Source organism: Prevotella sp. E13-17 (assembly GCF_022024035.1).
Taxonomy (GTDB): Bacteria; Bacteroidota; Bacteroidia; order Bacteroidales; family Bacteroidaceae; genus Prevotella.
The window spans coordinates 494665-512143 of the sequence record NZ_CP091787.1; the positions used below are offsets into that span (position 1 = coordinate 494665).

The following is a 17479-nucleotide window of genomic DNA, read 5'->3' on the forward strand; positions in this document are numbered from 1 at the left end:
ACTAAACAGGAAATAATAATCAAGCAATTATGGCAATAAAGAAAAGACCAGTATCTCCGCGCCAAAAGATGATTAACCTGATGTATGTCGTCTTGATGGCAATGCTTGCGCTGAACGTGTCTAACGAGGTGCTCAATGGCTTCTCTATTGTGGAGGAAAGCCTGAATCGCACGACAGCCAACGCATTCAAGGAGAGTGCTGCAATATATGAGGACTTCGAGCAACAGATGCTTGCTAATCCTCAAAAGACGAAGGAGTGGTATGACAAAGCTCAGATGGTAAAGCATATGAGTGACTCGCTCTATAACCTTGCAGCCGAGCTAAAGCTTGCTATTGTGAAGGAAGCAGATGGAGAAGATGGTGATCCGTCAGACATTAAGAATAAGGAGGACCTTGAAGCTGCCAATCAGGTCATGCTCGCTCCTGGTCGTGGACGCGGTGAAGAGTTGCGCCAAGCTATAAATTCTTTCCGTGAACGTATGTTGAAGATGGTGCCCGATCCTGCACAACAGAAAATCATTGAGAGCAATCTGACAACAGAGGTTCCTCGTACAGGACTTGGCAAGAACTGGCAAGAGTATATGTTTGAGTCTATGCCAACGTCGGCAGCAGTGACATTGTTGTCTAAGCTGCAGAGTGATGTGCGTTATGCTGAAACGGAGGTCCTTCATACATTGATTCAGAATGTAGATGTGAAGGATATCCGTGTGAATGCGCTTGATGCTTTTGTGATACCCAACTCGCAGACGATCGTTCGTGGAGATAAGTTCTCTGCCCATATCGTCATGGCAGCTGTAGATACCACGCAGGTGCCTGATATCTATATCAATAATCAGAAGATGAACCTGAAAGATGGGCTCTACGAGACTGTCTGCGGGAAAACGGGAGATTTTACACTGAGAGGATTTATTGAAACAGTGAATGGCAATGGCGATAAGTTGCGTCGCGACTTCGAACAGAAGTACACCGTAGTGGATCCAAGCGCAACGGTGTCTGCCGATTTGATGAATATGCTCTACGCTGGTTATAATAACCCCATCAGCATCTCTGTGCCTGGTGTACCACAGAATAAGATTACAGCATCTATGACCAATGGATCGCTGACAGCGGCAGGTCCTGGCAGATATATTGCGCGTCCGTCAAAGATTGGCGAGAATGCGGTCATCACGGTGACTTCGACGAATACGGGGCGCCCTCAGCAAATGGGGCAGTTTGCTTTTCGTGTGCGTCGCTTGCCTGATCCTACACCTTATATAGATATCAAGGACGACAAGGGTAATCCCATCCGCTTCAAGGGTGGTGGAATGTCAAAAGCCAGTCTGATGTCGCTCGATGGCATCGGAGCGGCTATTGATGACGGAATCTTAGACATAGGTTTCCGCGTTATCTCGTTCGAAACGGTGTTCTACGATAATATGGGAAATGCTGTTCCCTGGGTGGGAGAGGGTAGCAAGTTCTCTGCCCGCCAGAAGGACACTTTCCGCAAGCTGACGCGCAATCGTCGCTTCTACATCTCTCGTGTGAAGGCCATCGGTCCTGATGGAATAGAGCGTACGTTGCCCACATCAATGGAGATTATCGTGAAATAGTAAAGAGTTAATTTTGTGGCCATGCCTGGCGGCATAGCCGAGTGAAGACATAAGAGTTAAGAAAGATATGAAGAAGCTATTATTCTTATTGATCATAACGCTGGCAGGTGGTAGCGCAATGGCACAGCCCAAGCAGCGTCGTAATCAGCAGACTACTGAGAAGGCCCAACAGCAGTCAGGTTCTCAGGCGATGACACAACGCATGCGTATTCAGTACCCTACAGCACTTAATATGCCCGAGGATGTGGTTTGGCGTCGTGATATCTATCGCGAGATAGATCTCAGTCATGAAGCGAATGCCGGACTCTATGATCCTGTGGAACCCGTTGGCAAGCAGATGAATCTGTTTACTTATATCTTTAAATTGGCTCTCCAAGGCTATATACCCGTGTATGAGTACCGTTTGGACGGCAACGAGGTGCTTGAGTCAAGTGCAAAAATAGACATGAAGACTGTGCTGGACAACTATCATATCTTCTATGAGGAGAAAGATGGAAAGATAAAGGTGGACAACAGCGACATCCCTTCTTCTGAGGTGAAAATGTTCTATCTCAAGGAGAGTGCCTATTACAACCAAGCAAATTCCACTTTCCACATTAAACCGCTGGCTTTGTGTCCAGTGATGTTGCGCGAAGACGACTTCGGAGGCGAGGCGGCCAAATATCCTTTGTTTTGGATAAAATACAGTGAAGTGGAACCTTATCTCAGTCGTAAAACACTGAAGACCAGTGATATCAATGATGCGGCTGTGATGAATATGGACGACTATTTTACGCTGAATAAGTATCATGGTAAGATTTACAAGACTGCCAATCGCCTCGGTAAGACATTGGCACAGATTGCAGGCAATGATACCACCAAACTGTCTGCTGAGCAGAAACGCATAGAGAAGGAACTCGAGAACTTCCGTAATGGCATCTTTGGCGATCGAGAGAAGCCCGTAGAGCCAGATAGTGTTAGTGCCACCACAGCCAAGGAGAAGAAGACAACAACACGAAGGACACGTGCTGCAACAAAAAAAGAGAAAGTGTCGAAGACCAAAGCTAAGAGTTCTTCGAGTGGAGGCTCTTCGGCTGCTCGCGTCTCAGTGCGCAGACAGCGTCATTAATGAAGGGGATGGTATGATGAAGAGGGATTTCTTATATAGATTTTACTTGACGGCGATGACATTGTTTTTAGCGATGTCATCGTTCGCGCAAGATATACAGATAGGCGCTAAGGGCGGCTTTGACTTGACGTCTATGGAATTTTCAAGTGGCGACCTGAACAAAAGTAATCGCGCAGGTTTTTTTATTGGACCTACTATGCGTATTGATACCCCTGTCATGGGACTTTCTATTGACGTTTCAGCACTCTATGATCAACGCAATGTCAAGGTTGGCACACGTACGCTCACCCAAGAAAGTTTAGTGGTACCAGCGCATGCCCGTTTTGGGGTGTCTATTGGTGACTTACTGGGTGTCTTTGTATGTGCAGGTCCTCAGTTAAGTTATAATCTTGGTAAGTCTTCTTTCCAGTGGGAAGACGTAGATCAATACCGTAAGCATTTCACTTTTCAGGAGACTACGCTTAGTATCAATCTTGGTGCCGGTGCTAAGTTTGGAGGCAATCTCGAGGGTGCTGTCTACTATAATGTGCCTCTTGGCAAGACTGCCGATTTTACATGGGATACGCTGGCTTCAGAGCTCCAAGATTTAGATATGCATACAGCCAAGTCGAGAACTAACTCTTGGCGTATTTCCGTTTCTTATTATTTTTAGCACTTGGTTTACGCAGATGTCATATTGCCTGTGCCGTTAGACGGACTCTTTACCTATGCTGTTCCTCAGTCGATGGAAAGCACGGTATCTACAGGCATGCGTGTACTTGTTCCTTTTGGCAAAAGCAAAACCTATATTGCCATCATTGCTCGTCTTCATCAACAAAAGCCAGAAGGCTATGTTGTGAAAGACATACTTCAGCAGATAGATACTTCCCCCATTCTGTTGCCACAACAGCTGGACCTGTGGCAATGGATTGCTGATTATTATATGTCGCCAATAGGCGAAGTCTATAAGGCTGCTCTTCCTGCAGGATTGAAGGCAGAAGACGGCTATCGCCCTCGCACTGAGACTTATATTCGGCTTACAGCCAACTACCGTCAGGAGGCTTCTTTGCATGTAGCACTCAATATTTTGAAACGCGCTCCCAAACAGTTGGAGGCCTTTATTGGCTACCTCTCCTTGTCGCGATGGGATACTATCGAAGGAGATACCTGCCGAGAGAGTGTGATGGAGATTACACGCGAAGAGCTAATGAATTCAACAGGTGCAACGCTCCCTACACTCAATCAGTTGGTAAAGCGTGGCTTTCTTGAAACCTACGAGGTGGAAGTGGGACGACTGAATCATGGCGGTGAGCCGCATCCCGAGCTGATAAAGACTCTTAACACTGCTCAGCAGGATGCCTATAATCAGATATTGATGTCGTTCATGAAGAAGAACGTCACTTTGTTGCATGGTGTCACCTCCAGCGGTAAGACGGAGATTTTTATTCATCTTATTCAGCGCGAGATTGAACAACATCGTCAGGTGCTCTATTTGCTTCCGGAGATTGCACTCACCGTTCAGATGATGCAACGCCTTCAGCGTGTCTTCGGACACCGTTTGGGCATTTATCACTCTAAGTACAGTGATGCCGAGCGTGTTGAGATTTGGCAGAAACAGCTCTCTGATAATCCCTATGATATCATCCTTGGTGCACGCTCTGCTGTGTTCCTGCCCTTTAAGAATTTAGGTCTGGTCATTGTAGATGAAGAGCATGAAACCAGTTATAAGCAGCAAGACCCTATGCCCCGCTATCATGCACGCAGCGCAGCCATCATGCTGGCACAAAAGGGGGCACGTGTACTCCTCGGAACTGCCACTCCGTGTATGGAGACCTATCACAATGCAAAGACAGGAAAGTACGGGCTAGTTGAATTGAAAGAACGCTATCAGGGTATTGAGCTCCCCGAGATTCAGGTTGTAGATATTCAGGACCTGCACCATCGTAAGATGATGAATGGTCCGTTTTCACCTCTTTTATTATCACGCGTACGCGAGGCCTTGGATCGTGGCGAACAAGCTATCTTGTTCCAAAACCGTCGTGGGTGGGCACCCATGGTCGAGTGTAAGCAGTGTGGGTGGGTGCCCCGATGCGAGCATTGCGACGTCAGCCTGACGCTTCATCGCAGCATGAATCAGCTGACATGTCATTATTGTGGTTTTACTTATCGCATCCCCACCGAGTGTCCTGCCTGTGGATGTAAGGATTTGCAAGGCCGGGGTTATGGTACCGAGAAGATTGAAGATCAAATTCGTGACATCTTCCCCGATGCACGCATCTCGCGTATGGACCTTGATACCACCCGTACTCGCAATGCTTACGAGCGTATTATTAGCGACTTTTCTGCAGGACGAACCAATCTGCTCATAGGTACTCAAATGATCAGTAAGGGGCTCGACTTCGAGAAGGTCAGTGTGGTTGGTATCCTCAATGCCGACACCATGCTCAACTATCCTGACTTCCGAGCCTACGAACATGCCTTTATGATGATGGCTCAAGTCAGTGGCCGTGCCGGTCGTAAGGGTAAACGTGGTTTGGTGATTCTTCAGACTAAGAACCCTCAACTGCCTGTCATCCAGCAGGTGGTGCGCAATGACTTTCAGTCGCTCTATCTTGATATGGTGGCCGAGCGCCAACTTTTCCACTATCCCCCTTATTATCGTTTGATTTACGTATTCCTGAAACATAAAAACGACGATGTAGTCAATACCGCAAGTTATGAGCTCGGCGCACGTTTGCGACAATGGTTTGGTGGCCGTGTGTTAGGTCCCGACAAACCAGCAGTGGCAAAAGTAAAGACCTTGTGCATCCGTAAGATGGTTCTCAAACTCGAGAACGGCATCGACATGCCTAAGGTCCGTCAATATTTAACGCTTGCCCAACAGCAGTTGCTGCAAGACAAGCGTTATAGTTCACTTCAAATATATTATGATGTAGATCCTCTATAAGAGGAACGCCTCTCTTAGAGGCTGATGTCGCAACCGATACCAATCACACGATTGGTACGAGTGAAGGTGTTGTGACCAGCAGGGATTTCGATACCCATGCTTTCGATTCCCTGCTTGGGCGTATCCATGTCGTAGTCCTCGTAGTTGGTCTGGAAATAGGCAGCCTTCAGTGTAACTGCGTCGCTCAGTTGGTAGTTCAGACCGAAGCCGAAGCTATAGCTGTTCACAACAAATGACATGTCGTTCATGTAGGCATCGGTAAGGTCGTAGCGAGTGAGCTGACCACCGGCAGAAACGGTAAGACGAGGAATGATGTCCCATTCTACGCCAGCCAGATACTCATCGGTTCCACCGTTAAGCAGCTTCTGTGAATTTTCATACCAATGAGCCTGCTTATCGAAGAAGTGATGATAGCCAAGGTCCAGACGCACGTTGCTGAGTGCGCTCCACTGAGCACCCAAAGTCAACAGCGCAGGCGCATCCTCTGGCACGCTGGTGCCGTCAATGTATTTGGCCGTAGCGGGAATCATGGCCGATTCAAGGTCTGAGTTGTTCTTCATGCGCATACGAGTCTTGAACTCATACTTGGCTGCAAAGTTGAAATCACCAAGTTTATAGTCCACGCCAACGATGGGTGCAATACCCCAACCAGTCTGATCGCTCTTCAGGTTCATGCCATTGGCGTATGGAGCCAGCTTCTCGCCTTCGGCGGCAACTTGGTCGGCAGCTCCCTGTAGCTTCTGGCCACTTTGAACCAAGGCTACCACATCGGGCTGTGCCATAGCTTCTTGCTGGCTCATGCCATTTCCCATGTAGCCTCCGACCTTGGTCTGAATAGCTGTTTGCAGGTTGGCTTTCGCATTGGTGAGACCTTCTGTCACTCCAATAATATATTCGGGGAGTGTCTGGCCATTGGTGCCATTCATTACACGGATATTATTCAAACGAGCCTCATATCTGGCAGAACCATAGAGCAGACGGAGACCACCATAAATCGAAAGGTTCTCATTGATTTTACGAGCAGCACCAATCTGCACACCGAAATAATATTGTCTGCCCTTCATATAGCCATCTACGTCGTAGCCACTTACAGAGGGCACTTCGGCTCCCAGTGGTTTAATCATGCTGTTGAGCATGGCAGATGTTGCGCCAAGCTTTTGTGCAATGGCTCCAACTGCTGTCTCAAACGAGCCTACACCCTTGTCGAACTCACACTTTCCGCCGCCACCAGGGATTGAGAAATTAAATTGGAAACTCCAGTCACCAGTATTGTAGGCAGCCTGTACCGATGGAATCACGGGCGCATCGGCTACGCCTTCAAAAGTCTTAGTGCTCTGACCATTGTTTTTTGCTCCCAACTTAAACAAATCGTTGGTTGCTGTAACTGTGCGGGTTTGGTGTGCATACTGCCAGTTTAGACCAAGGTGAAAACCATTAGGCATGAATGCTACACCCGCAGGATTGCTATACACTCCGTCGATACCAATGGCGGCATCGCGTGCAGGGTTTCTTAAAAAGTCAATGCTTTGGTTTGTGTTGGTTAAGATGCCACCAGCGTTTGCGGTGGTGGCGATTGCCAGCAGCAAGCCGGCTAAAATAGCTTTTGTTTTCATTTCAATTTAGAACTATGTTGAAAAAATTCGGCTGCAAAGGTATAGTGTTTGATTTAAAACTTTTTTAATATATGGCCTCAGTTAAGATAAATTAACTAAAAAACTGCACAAACTTGCACAAAAAGTGCAATTTGTGCAGTTTTCTGTTGCACAAAAGTGGGCTTAAGTGTGCAGTCCGTGAGGTAAAAAAGTCACCTTTCCTGTTCAATTTGGGCAGAATGGTCGGTCTATTCTTGCTGTTTGATGGGTAAAGCGTAAGGCTTTTATCTATCAAAAGGTTTACTTTCGTTTCGGTTCCAGCCCTTAGAACGAGCGTTTCCAGGGTCTAGAACGCATGCTTCTAGCCCCTGGAAAGTAGAAATCCAGGCTCTAGAAATGCACGTTCTAGCCCCTGGATTCGGCTCAATACTTATTGAATTGCATCGCAATAGTGGTACTTTTATTCGATAATGTAGCCTCTTTTAGGTTCCAAAACAGCCGCTATTGCGATGCAAGGGTGATGCTTTTTGGGGCGTTTTTCTTCTCTTCTGGATAGCTGATGCGGGTGTGATAGATGGTTTTCAGCTTCTCTATCATCACGGTTTGTGCGTAGGCAATGTCGCGGAAGGTGATGGGACACTCGCGGAAGTAGCCTTCTTCCACCATGCTGTTGACAATCTTGTTGACCAGTGTGCGAATGCTTTGTTCTGTATAGTCTGGCAAAGAACGTGATGCTGCCTCCACGGCATCCGCCATCATCAGAATGGCCTGTTCCTTCGTGAACGGATTTGGACCGGGGTAGGTGAATTGTAGTTCGTCAATCTGTTCGTCGGGATGTTCGTTTTTATATTTAATATAGAAGTACTTTGCTTTGCCCAATCCGTGGTGTGTGGCTATGAAGTCGCGAATTTGGGTGGGCAGGTTATGCTGTTTGGCCAGTTTGATGCCTTCGGTGACATGACTGATAATCATCTGGGCGCTCTCGACATACGACAGTTCGTCGTGTGGGTTAATGCCACCCGACTGGTTCTCTGTGAAGTAGATTGGGTTCTGTGTCTTGCCGATGTCGTGATAGAGTGCACCTGTGCGCACCAATTGCGGGTTGCCGCCAATCTTACGTGCAATCTCTGCCGCCAAGTTGCCTACCTGTATGGAGTGTTGGAAAGTGCCAGGTGCCACCTCACTCATACGTCTCAGCAGGTCCTTGTTCATGTCGCTCAATTCAATTAGTGTGATGTCTGAAGTAAAGCCGAAGAATTTCTCAATGAGGTAGAGAAGCGGGTAGCAGCAGAATAAGATGATGCCGCTCAGCATAAGAAATACATATTCAGTGTGCTCCATGTGTTCGATGTTGCCCGAACGGATCATGAACACAGCCAAGTTTGTCAGCATGGCAACTCCCGAGGTGATAATGGCTGTCCAGAACAGTTGTGAGCGGCTTGACAGTTCCCTGAGCGAGAAAATGGCGGCCAGTCCGGCAGCAATCTCCACAGAGATGAACTCCAGTGGTCGTTGCAGGATGGTAGCACAAATCAGCACCACTACCACGTGGGCCATGAAAGCCGTTCGCGAGTCCATAAACACGCGGATGAAGATTGGCACAATGGCGAAGGGCAGCAAGAATACGTGATATAAGTTATGCTCTACAAGTAGCGATGCATCTACAGTGGCCAGAACAATGAGTGCATAGATCATCATGGCCGAGCGAATACGTTGGAAGTAGTCGCGGCGATAGATGCTCAGGTAGATGGTGAAGGCACCAATGAGCAGTGTGACGAAAAGTAGTTCGCCCACTACTGTACTATTAAAGGTTGAGTCTGACTTATGCCTGAGTTCAATCTCTTTAAGGTAAGAGGTGATAATCTGGAAGGTGCGTTCGTCAACCAGATCGCCTCGACTCACAATCTTCTGACCACGTTGCACGACGCCGATAGCCAGCGGCACACTGGCCAGCAAGTCCTCCATGCTTTCCTCACTTCTAACCTTGTCGTAGGTCAGGTTAGGCACCAGATAGTTGTTGATGTCCATCTTGGAGATGGTCTCATGGTAGTACATGAGCCCAGGGTCCAGCTTCAGTCGTTCGTAGGCCTCTACGGGTGTCATCACCGAACTGGCATTGATGCTGGTTGCCTCTTTTTCATCAATGCGGCGGATAGCCTTCACCGAGTCGTCAGACACTTTCATGGGTTTCTTGGTATCCACAATACCCTGCTTGTAGAGCATGCGTATGCGGGCGCTGACAGCGTTGATGAAACTGCCCGACAATCCAGGTCGCTTCTGTCTCATCTCTGTGATAAACAGATGCTCCTGTTGCTGGCCTTTCTCCTTGTTGTAGATGTAGTAAGGCTCATAGTCCTTTAAAACTTGTTTTCTCTCCTGTTGTATCACGGAGTCGCTCTTATAGACAGGAAAATCAAATTGAGCGGTCAGGTCGTTGTGTCGCCACACCTTGTCCATCTCCACCTTGAACGAAGGCTTGTTGTCGCGTGGCATAAACCACACGATGAAGAGCACCGTGCCAAGCATCAAAGCAATGCGCTTTGCGATGTCTTGCCACGTCAGTTCTATCTTAAAGTTAATACCTTTCATGAAGATAAGTCTTTATTTCTGGCAGCAAATTTAGAAATTATTTTGCAGCCAGCCAAGGTTTTTGGTTGAAAATGTGCTCCAGACGCAAGCGATGCGCCCCTGTAGAACGGGAGCGCATCGCTTTTTCCTTTTTTAGTCTTTCCAATATTGTATGCGGCGGAAGTTCATCTCCCTCACTGTTTTCGGTCCGTTGCCCTCGTCGTAGGTCTTTATCTCCAGGCGCTGAGTCCAGTTGCCGTGGTCGTCAAACTTAATGTACTCATATTTTTCAGTGCCCTTTGCACAGGGGAAGTCGGTGATGACTCTCTTCTCGGTAACAAGGTAAGGGCGCTTGGGATCGCCATAAGTGAACACGGTCTTGATGGAACAGCAGGGACCGTCGAATACAATGTAGTCCACGTAGTGGTTGGGATCGTAGGGGCGCCAGTTTACATAGAAAAAGCAGGGTTCTCCATCCATGTCGCTAACCTCACCACCATATTTCACGATGCGTCCGTTCTTGTCGCGCTGAGCATCCTCAATCATTTGTCCGCCCCATGTGGCCAACGAGCTTTCCAACTTGCCGTCGCGGGTAAACATGTATTGCACAATGTCCTCAGACTTAGCTCCCTCGTCACATTTTCTCACCTGTCCGTGGAGTCCCAGGAAGTGCAGATCGGGACTCTCCAGTTCAGGTTTCACGATGTCGTCGATGATGAGCGTCTCGTCGCGAATGTCGCCACGGGGCTCGCGGTGTGTCATCTCAAAACCATACTTATACTCCTTGCTGCCTTTGATGGGCGATGCGCTGATGTGCTTGCCCTTCTTTTCCAGTGAGATAGCGTTGCCGTTCTGTCCTGTCTTCTGATATTCATAGGGGCGGGTAGAGTCCCACATGGTGTTCATGTCCACGTCGTCTGCCAGCAGCATCTTCACCTTGTCAACACGTCCGTTCACATAAGTCACCTGACAGCCCATGCCCAGTTTCTTGTTGGTGTAGATGACCGTGTCGTCTTGGCGTGCCACCTTTTTGAAATTCTCATACTTCATGATGTTCTCCACATTTTCCACGTTAGCGTTCACCATGTTCTCTGCCATCTTCATGGCTTTGTCCAGTTGCGCATGCATGGGCACGCTGGCAGCCATACATAGCAAGTAAGTTAGGATTGTTTTCTTCATACAGTTAGTAGTTTCTTTAGTATAGTATTCGTGCTGCAAAGATAAGTATTTGTTGTGATATAGCCAAGGAATTGGCGATGAAAAGTGATGAGGCTGAAATAAATTCTGGCCAGAATTCTTTTTGGGCTGAAGAAAATTATAACTATAATTATTTTTGGGGTTAAAAGAATAGTGCCGCCAAACGCATCGAAAAGTGCCGCTATTCGGGTCGTTTAGCGGCACTTTTCGGTGTGAAAAGCGTAGCTATACAAAAAAATCTGAATTGTGGGCTTATTATATCTTTTCATATTATGGGTCCTCCTATATGGTTATTTTACAATTACTTTCTTTCCGTTCACGATATACAGACCTTTTGAAGGTGCAGTAACACGCTGGCCAGCCAGGTTGAAGAAATCAAGGTTCTTCACGCTTCTTTCACTTATTCCTTCAATGCTTGCAGCTTCATCATCAAAGACAAGCGACAAAGAGCGAGCTTCTCCAGGTATGTCATCTGCTAATAGATATGCCTTTCCTGCAGGAATGGTTCCGGCGTCAGCAGGCTGGTATAGGTGCATCACACCTATTTAAATAAAATTAGTAAAATTGATGGCTGTATGATTAAAAATTAGTACCTTTGCACCAAATTATAAAAAGAACTAAAAAAACACATGGCAGAAAGAAAAGTGAGGGTGCGTTTTGCACCTAGTCCCACAGGACCCCTTCATATCGGTGGCGTACGTACCGCCTTGTATAATTATTTGTTCGCCCGTCAGCATGGCGGTGATCTGGTTTTCCGTATTGAGGATACCGATACCACCCGCTTTGTTCCACAGGCAGAGGCCTATATCATTGAGGCCTTCAACTGGCTTGGTATCAAGTTTGACGAGGGCGTGTCGTTCGGTGGAAACCACGGTCCTTATCGCCAAAGCGAGCGTCGTGACATCTACAAGAAATATGTGAAGCAGCTGTTGGACAATGGTAAAGCCTATATTGCCTTTGATACACCCGAGGAGCTGGCTAAAAAACGCGAGGAGATAGAGAACTTCCAGTACGACAATAAGACTCGAACCATGATGCGCAATTCGCTGACCATGCCTCAGGATGAAGTCGAGAAACTAATTGCTGACGGTCAGCAGTATGTGGTTCGTATCAAGATTGATGCTGGCGAGGAAGTGCTCGTTGACGATATGATTCGTGGCGAGGTGCGTGTGAAGAGCGATATCCTCGATGACAAAGTGCTGTATAAGAGCGCTGATGAGCTGCCAACCTATCACTTGGCAAACATCGTTGACGACCACTTGATGGAGATTACTCACGTGATTCGTGGTGAGGAGTGGCTGCCAAGTGCCCCGCTGCATGTGCTGCTTTACAAAGCTTTTGGTTGGGAAGACACCATGCCCCGCTTTGCCCACCTGCCTCTATTGCTGAAGCCTGATGGCAAGGGCAAACTGTCAAAGCGCGATGGCGACCGTCTTGGTTTCCCCGTATTCCCACTGGATTGGAAAGACGAACAGGGTAATGTCACTTCTACGGGCTATCGTGAACAGGGCTATTTCCCCGAGGCTGTCATCAACTTTCTGGCATTGCTGGGATGGAACCCCGGTACTGAACAGGAACTCTTTACCCTCGACGAGTTGGTGCCTCTGTTCGATATCTCTAAGTGCTCGAAAGCTGGCGCTAAGTTTGCCTACGAGAAGGGCATCTGGTTCAATCATGAGTATGTCTTGAAGAAGAGCGCTGAGGAGATAGCACGTCTGTGGGAACCCGAGGTGCGCGCTCATGGCGTCAACGACTCGTTCGACCGCATTGTGAAGGTCTGCGAGATGATGAAAGACCGCATCAGCTTCGTTAAGGAGTTGTGGCCCCTCTGTTCATTCTTCTTTGAGGCTCCCACGGCCTACGATGAGAAGACAGTCAAGAAGCGCTGGAAGGAAGACTCAGCTCAGGTGATGACCGAGTTGATTGGTGTTCTCGAAGGTATCGATGACTTCTCGCTCGAGAATCAAGAGCAGATTGTTCATGCTTGGGTAGAACAGAAAGAGTATAAGTTGGGCAATGTGATGAATGCTTGGCGTCTGACACTCGTTGGCGAGGGTAAGGGTCCCGGTATGTTTGACATCTCTGCCTTCCTGGGCAAGGATGAAACGATTGCCAGAATGAAACGTGCCATCGAAGTGCTGGGCTAATGTTTTACAACCTCATCATCTATTTATATCTTCTTGGAGTGGCTGTCTATAGCCGTTTCAATGAGAAGGTGCGTAAGATGTGGCGCGGAGAGCGTGACGCTTTCAGAGTGCTTCGCGAGAAGGTAGATCCCAACGCTCGCTACGTATGGTTTCATGCAGCTTCGCTTGGCGAGTTTGAGCAGGGGCGCCCTCTGATGGAGCAAATCAAGCGTGAGCATCCCGATATCAAAATCTTGCTCACGTTCTTCTCGCCCTCGGGCTATGAAGTGCGCAAGAATTACGAGGGTGCCGACATCATTACCTATCTGCCTCTCGACACTATTACCAATGCCCGTCGCTTTCTGCGCATCATTCGTCCGGAGATGGCATTCTTCATCAAGTACGAGTTCTGGTTCAACTATCTGCACATATTGAAGCACCGTCAGGTGCCTGTATATAGCGTGTCTAGCATTTTCCGCGATGGCCAGGTGTTCTTCCGTTGGTACGGTCGTCAGTATGGTCGTGTGCTGAAGTGCTTCACTCACTTCTTTGTGCAGAACGAAAAGAGCCGCGAGCTGTTGGCAGGCATTGGTCTGACAAATACGACTGTAGTAGGTGATACGCGTTTTGATCGTGTCCTCCAGATCAAGGCTGCAGCTAAACAGCTGCCTGTCGTTGAGGCCTTCTGCCAACAGTCATCAGCCAATGGTCAAAAGCCCAAGGTCTTCATAGCCGGTTCTTCGTGGCAGCCCGATGAGGAGATTTTCATTCCTTATTTCCAGAAGCATCCCGACTGGAAGATGATTATTGCGCCCCATGTGATTGGCGAAGACCATCTTAAACAGATAGAAAAGTTGCTTGAGGGCCGTAAGGTAGTACGCTATACTGAGGCCACAGAAGCAGATGTTCAGCATGCAGATGTTTTAATTATCAACTGCTTCGGTCTGCTCAGTAGCATCTATCGCTATGCTGATGTAACTTATGTCGGTGGTGGCTTTGGTGTGGGTATCCACAACACCTTGGAGGCAGCTGTCTGGGATGTTCCTGTGTTCTTCGGTCCTAATAATCAGAAGTTCCAGGAAGCTCAGAAACTGAAGGCTTGCGGCGGAGGATTAGAGATCTCGAGCTACGATGACTTTGAACGGCAGATGAACCTGTTTGATGCAGATGCTGAAAAGATAGCGTCGGCAGGTCGTGAAGCCGGCAAACTGGTACAACAATTAGCTGGTGCCACCCCAAAGGTTCTGAGTCATATACAGATTAAATAAACGAAAAGCGGCTGTGCATTGAGCATAGCCGCTTTTCGTTTTTACTTTTTCTTGTCTTTCGCACCTTTGGTCTTGACGGTGTCGGGTATTTCCTTCTGCAGATAGACTGGTGGTGGTCCATAGACCACGCGGATATCTGCATCTTTGAGCAACTCCGGAGCGGGTGCTGGCTTTGTCTCCTTTACTACGTTCTTGCTCGATTTGCAGGCACCAAAGCCCAGTGCAGCAATCGCACCAGACAGCAAGATGTTTGTAGTCTTCAGTACTTTCTTCTTCATATACTTCGGTATTTATAGTTTATCATCAGCAATCAGGTCACATTTTATGATGTCCCCCTCTTTCGTCCTCAGATGCAGTCCGTTGCCTTCGCAGTAGCGCCAGTGCTTACACTTCGCACATGCCCCACGTTTCATCCATTCGCGATGACGATGAGGTTGGTAGCGGTTTTCCCACACCTCCATAAAGTCATCTTGATAGATGTTTCCTTGCGAAAAGTCCGAGCGGATGCTGGTGCAAGCACCGATAGAGCCATCGATGAGTACCGAGCCGACGGTGATGCCGGCTGCGCAACGGAACAACCAGTCGCGCACTTCACCTTCGTAGTCTCCTAAGAATCCCTCGCAGCTGTAGTTTGCATGAATGCGTCCTTCATGCCGTGTATGACAGATGAAATCCAACAGTCCTCGAAACTTGTCGTGAGGCAGTTGCAACAGCGGGTCGTTGGCAGCACGCCCCATGGGAAAGATGGGAAACAAGCGCCAGTCGCTGACGCCCTTTTCTATCAGGAACTCCTTCATGTCGTTCAACTGGTCGTAGTTGCGTTGGTTCACGCAGGTCACTACGTCAAATTTGATGTCACCGTCGTTCACCAAAAGGTCGATGGCAGCACTGGCACGCTTGAAGCTTTCTGGATGACACCGCAGCCAGTTGTGGTTCTCCTCCAGTCCGTCTAAGCTGATGGCCACTGAGCAGAGACCTGCCTGCCGGAGTGACCTAAGTCGCTCTTCGTTGAGGTAGAGCCCATTAGTGACCATACCCCATGGAAAACCACGCTCCATGATGCCACGACCACACTGTTCCAGATCATCGCGCATCAGCGGTTCACCACCACTCAGAATGATAAAGACCTCGTTAGGATGACATTTTCGAGCTACGCTGTCCAACACCCGGAAGAAGTCTTCGCGAGGCATGTCGGCCTGTCGTGCCTCATGCTTGCAGTCACTGCCACAATGGCGACAATGCACGTTGCAACGCAGAGTGCACTCCCAAAACAACTGTCGCAAGGGATGTAGTTGTCGCAGGTTATGGTTGCGCAAGCGATTGGCCTCAAGGGCTATTCTTCGGCGTAGCTCCATCGTTTAAAAATGTTATTCGATGTTGCAAAGATACAAATGATTTTTGTAAACACAAAAACTTTCGTATTTTTGTAGCCCAAAAATAAAAAGAATGAAATATATGTGGATGATATTATTTCTGCTGTTGCCTCTGTTAGGCATCGCATATGTAGGCTGGCATGTATGGACGTTGGTGCCTTTGTCTCATTGGTTCCGTATCGGGTTGATAGGCTTTGGCATTCTCTCTTTCTTTTTGATATTTCTTAATCTGGGACGCGTCATAGACCGTTTGCCAATGGGGTTAGCCCGTGCTTGTTATGATTTGGGCGATAGTTCCATCTTTGTATTGCTTTATCTGGTGCTCATCTTCCTGGTTCTCGACTTAGGACGACTTCTGCATCTGATCCCAAGTGGGTGGCTGCACCAAAACTTTTATACGACAATCGCTGTAACCTTGGGCGTCTTTGTTGTCTTCATGGTTGGTAATATGAAGTATCATCATAAGAAACGCGTGGAGTTGAATCTGACCACCATGAAGTCGCTTAAGAAACCTTTAAAGCTGGTGATGATGAGCGATCTGCATCTGGGCTATCATAACCCGAGAACAGAACTGCACCGTTGGGTGGATATGATCAATGCTGAGCAGCCTGACTATGTACTGATTGCAGGTGATATCATAGATATGAGCATGCGTCCGCTCATCGAAGAAAACATGGCAGAGGAGTTTCAACGCATCAAGGCACCGGTCTATGCCTGTTTGGGCAATCATGAGTTTTATGCAGGTGTTCCTGAGGCACAACGGTTCTATCAGGATGCCGGTATCCATCTGCTGGTCGATGAGGCTACCGTTATCGATAGTAGTTTGGTCGTCATAGGCCGTGATGATCGCACTAATCTGCATCGTATGTCGGTTAAGGAGTTGGTGGCTAACAAAGATTTATACACCATCTTACTTGATCATCAGCCTTACAACCTGGAGCATGCTGAGGATGCAGGGGTTGACTTTCAACTAAGTGGCCACACCCATCGTGGACAGGTGTGGCCCATATCATGGATAACGGATCGCATCTACGAGTGCTCTTGGGGTAGTCATCAGCGCGGTGCAACCCAATACTATGTCTCATCGGGCATCGGTATCTGGGGTGGCAAGTTCCGCATTGGCACCCAGAGCGAGTATGTCGTAGCTACCCTTCGTCCTGCTCGTTAAGATAGTATTTAGAATATTCTACGTAGTGCTTGGCATTGTCCGTTTGTCCAGGACGTACTGGCTTGATGTACTTGGCAGGCACACCTCCCCAAATCTCTCCGGCAGGAATCTTGGTGTGTTGTAGCACTAAGGCGCCAGCTGCCACGATGGCCCCTTCGCCAATCTCGCAGCCGTCGAGTAGGGTAGATCCCATGCCAATCAAGGCATTGTCGTGGATGGTGCAGGCATGCACAGTGACGTTATGCCCTATCGTGACGTAGTTGCCGATGTGTGTGGGCCCCGTCTCGTGCGTCACATGCACACAACTGCCATCCTGGATATTGGTGCAGTTGCCAATGGTGATAGGGGCCACGTCGCCGCGTACCACTGCGTTGAACCACACCGAACACTCGTCGCCCATCGTCACATCACCCACGATGGTGGCGTTCTCACTAAAATAGCAGTCCTTGCCCCATTTGGGTGTTAAACCGCGATAACTCTTAATTAATGCCATATCTGGTTGCAAAGATAAACAATATTATTTAGAAACAGTGACTTTTATCTTTAAAACATGCTCAACCGTCT

14 protein-coding genes are annotated in these 17479 nt (G+C 48.1%); 7 read left to right on the forward strand and 7 right to left on the reverse strand.

The window, feature by feature from the left end; all coding sequences use genetic code 11:
• Nucleotides 1-29: 29 nt before the first annotated feature.
• The 4 genes from gldM to priA all read left to right on the forward strand — a co-directional run bounded on the left by gldM (nucleotide 30) and on the right by priA (nucleotide 5623).
• On the forward strand, nucleotides 30-1589 hold the full coding sequence (gldM, locus tag L6472_RS01620) for a gliding motility protein GldM (protein WP_237806603.1): 1560 nt from the start codon (nucleotides 30-32) through the stop codon (nucleotides 1587-1589).
• A 67-nt stretch (nucleotides 1590-1656) separates the two neighbouring features.
• A complete protein-coding gene (gene gldN / locus L6472_RS01625) occupies nucleotides 1657-2697 on the forward strand; it encodes a gliding motility protein GldN (RefSeq protein WP_237806605.1) in 1041 nt (346 codons plus the stop codon).
• A gap of 13 nt (nucleotides 2698-2710) precedes the next feature.
• Nucleotides 2711-3349, forward strand: a complete 639-nt coding sequence (locus L6472_RS01630; protein WP_237806607.1) for an outer membrane beta-barrel protein — start codon at nucleotides 2711-2713, stop codon at nucleotides 3347-3349.
• Between the two features lie 3 nt (nucleotides 3350-3352).
• Nucleotides 3353-5623 (forward strand): primosomal protein N', encoded by a 2271-nt coding sequence (priA, locus tag L6472_RS01635; protein ID WP_237806609.1) that lies wholly within the window; start codon nucleotides 3353-3355, stop codon nucleotides 5621-5623.
• Between the two features lie 14 nt (nucleotides 5624-5637).
• On the opposite strand, the gene L6472_RS01640 is transcribed toward priA, so the two are convergent.
• From L6472_RS01640 to L6472_RS01655, 4 genes are all read right to left on the reverse strand, one after another.
• Nucleotides 5638-7236 (reverse strand): OmpP1/FadL family transporter, encoded by a 1599-nt coding sequence (locus L6472_RS01640; RefSeq protein ID WP_237806611.1) that lies wholly within the window; start codon nucleotides 7234-7236, stop codon nucleotides 5638-5640.
• Between the two features lie 480 nt (nucleotides 7237-7716).
• On the reverse strand, nucleotides 7717-9804 hold the full coding sequence (locus L6472_RS01645) for an HD family phosphohydrolase (RefSeq protein ID WP_237806613.1): 2088 nt from the start codon (nucleotides 9802-9804) through the stop codon (nucleotides 7717-7719).
• Between the two features lie 132 nt (nucleotides 9805-9936).
• Nucleotides 9937-10962: a hypothetical protein gene (locus L6472_RS01650; RefSeq protein ID WP_237806616.1), complete on the reverse strand. Its 1026-nt coding sequence runs from the start codon at nucleotides 10960-10962 to the stop codon at nucleotides 9937-9939.
• A 308-nt stretch (nucleotides 10963-11270) separates the two neighbouring features.
• Complete coding sequence (locus tag L6472_RS01655; protein ID WP_237806618.1) at nucleotides 11271-11519, reverse strand: hypothetical protein; 249 nt, start codon at nucleotides 11517-11519, stop codon at nucleotides 11271-11273.
• 90 nt (nucleotides 11520-11609) lie between these two features.
• Between L6472_RS01655 and gltX the strand changes: the two genes are divergently transcribed.
• Both gltX and L6472_RS01665 read left to right on the forward strand, forming a co-directional pair.
• Entirely contained in the window at nucleotides 11610-13127 is a 1518-nt protein-coding gene (gene gltX, locus L6472_RS01660) for a glutamate--tRNA ligase (RefSeq protein WP_237806620.1), read from the forward strand.
• Nucleotides 13127-14374, forward strand: coding sequence for a 3-deoxy-D-manno-octulosonic acid transferase (locus tag L6472_RS01665; protein ID WP_237806622.1), 1248 nt, complete (start codon nucleotides 13127-13129; stop codon nucleotides 14372-14374). Before gltX ends, L6472_RS01665 begins: the two co-directional genes overlap by 1 nt.
• Before the next feature lie 41 nt (nucleotides 14375-14415).
• On the opposite strand, the gene L6472_RS01670 is transcribed toward L6472_RS01665, so the two are convergent.
• Complete coding sequence (locus tag L6472_RS01670) at nucleotides 14416-14652, reverse strand: hypothetical protein (RefSeq protein ID WP_237806624.1); 237 nt, start codon at nucleotides 14650-14652, stop codon at nucleotides 14416-14418.
• Between the two features lie 12 nt (nucleotides 14653-14664).
• A complete protein-coding gene (locus L6472_RS01675; protein WP_237806626.1) occupies nucleotides 14665-15729 on the reverse strand; it encodes a TIGR04133 family radical SAM/SPASM protein in 1065 nt (354 codons plus the stop codon).
• A 91-nt stretch (nucleotides 15730-15820) separates the two neighbouring features.
• Between L6472_RS01675 and L6472_RS01680 the strand changes: the two genes are divergently transcribed.
• The gene (locus L6472_RS01680; RefSeq protein WP_237806628.1) at nucleotides 15821-16915 is read left to right on the forward strand and encodes a metallophosphoesterase; all 1095 of its coding nucleotides are present in this window, start codon (nucleotides 15821-15823) and stop codon (nucleotides 16913-16915) included.
• On the opposite strand, the gene L6472_RS01685 is transcribed toward L6472_RS01680, so the two are convergent.
• Nucleotides 16893-17408 (reverse strand): gamma carbonic anhydrase family protein, encoded by a 516-nt coding sequence (locus tag L6472_RS01685; protein ID WP_237806630.1) that lies wholly within the window; start codon nucleotides 17406-17408, stop codon nucleotides 16893-16895. The two genes, L6472_RS01680 and L6472_RS01685, sit on opposite strands and share 23 nt — an antisense overlap.
• Nucleotides 17409-17479 lie beyond the last annotated feature (71 nt).

Bases quoted from the DNA above. Each gene is read 5' to 3' on its own strand.
- gldN (WP_237806605.1), top strand. From the start codon at position 1,657: ATGAAGAAGCTATTATTCTTATTGATCATAACGCTGGCAGGTGGTAGC.
- gltX (WP_237806620.1), top strand. From the start codon at position 11,610: ATGGCAGAAAGAAAAGTGAGGGTGCGTTTTGCACCTAGTCCCACAGGA.
- L6472_RS01680 (WP_237806628.1), top strand. From the start codon at position 15,821: ATGAAATATATGTGGATGATATTATTTCTGCTGTTGCCTCTGTTAGGC.
- L6472_RS01665 (WP_237806622.1), top strand. From the start codon at position 13,127: ATGTTTTACAACCTCATCATCTATTTATATCTTCTTGGAGTGGCTGTC.
- L6472_RS01670 (WP_237806624.1), bottom strand. From the start codon at position 14,652: ATGAAGAAGAAAGTACTGAAGACTACAAACATCTTGCTGTCTGGTGCG.
- L6472_RS01640 (WP_237806611.1), bottom strand. From the start codon at position 7,236: ATGAAAACAAAAGCTATTTTAGCCGGCTTGCTGCTGGCAATCGCCACC.
- L6472_RS01630 (WP_237806607.1), top strand. From the start codon at position 2,711: ATGATGAAGAGGGATTTCTTATATAGATTTTACTTGACGGCGATGACA.
- L6472_RS01645 (WP_237806613.1), bottom strand. From the start codon at position 9,804: ATGAAAGGTATTAACTTTAAGATAGAACTGACGTGGCAAGACATCGCA.
- L6472_RS01650 (WP_237806616.1), bottom strand. From the start codon at position 10,962: ATGAAGAAAACAATCCTAACTTACTTGCTATGTATGGCTGCCAGCGTG.
- gldM (WP_237806603.1), top strand. From the start codon at position 30: ATGGCAATAAAGAAAAGACCAGTATCTCCGCGCCAAAAGATGATTAAC.
- L6472_RS01675 (WP_237806626.1), bottom strand. From the start codon at position 15,729: ATGGAGCTACGCCGAAGAATAGCCCTTGAGGCCAATCGCTTGCGCAAC.
- L6472_RS01685 (WP_237806630.1), bottom strand. From the start codon at position 17,408: ATGGCATTAATTAAGAGTTATCGCGGTTTAACACCCAAATGGGGCAAG.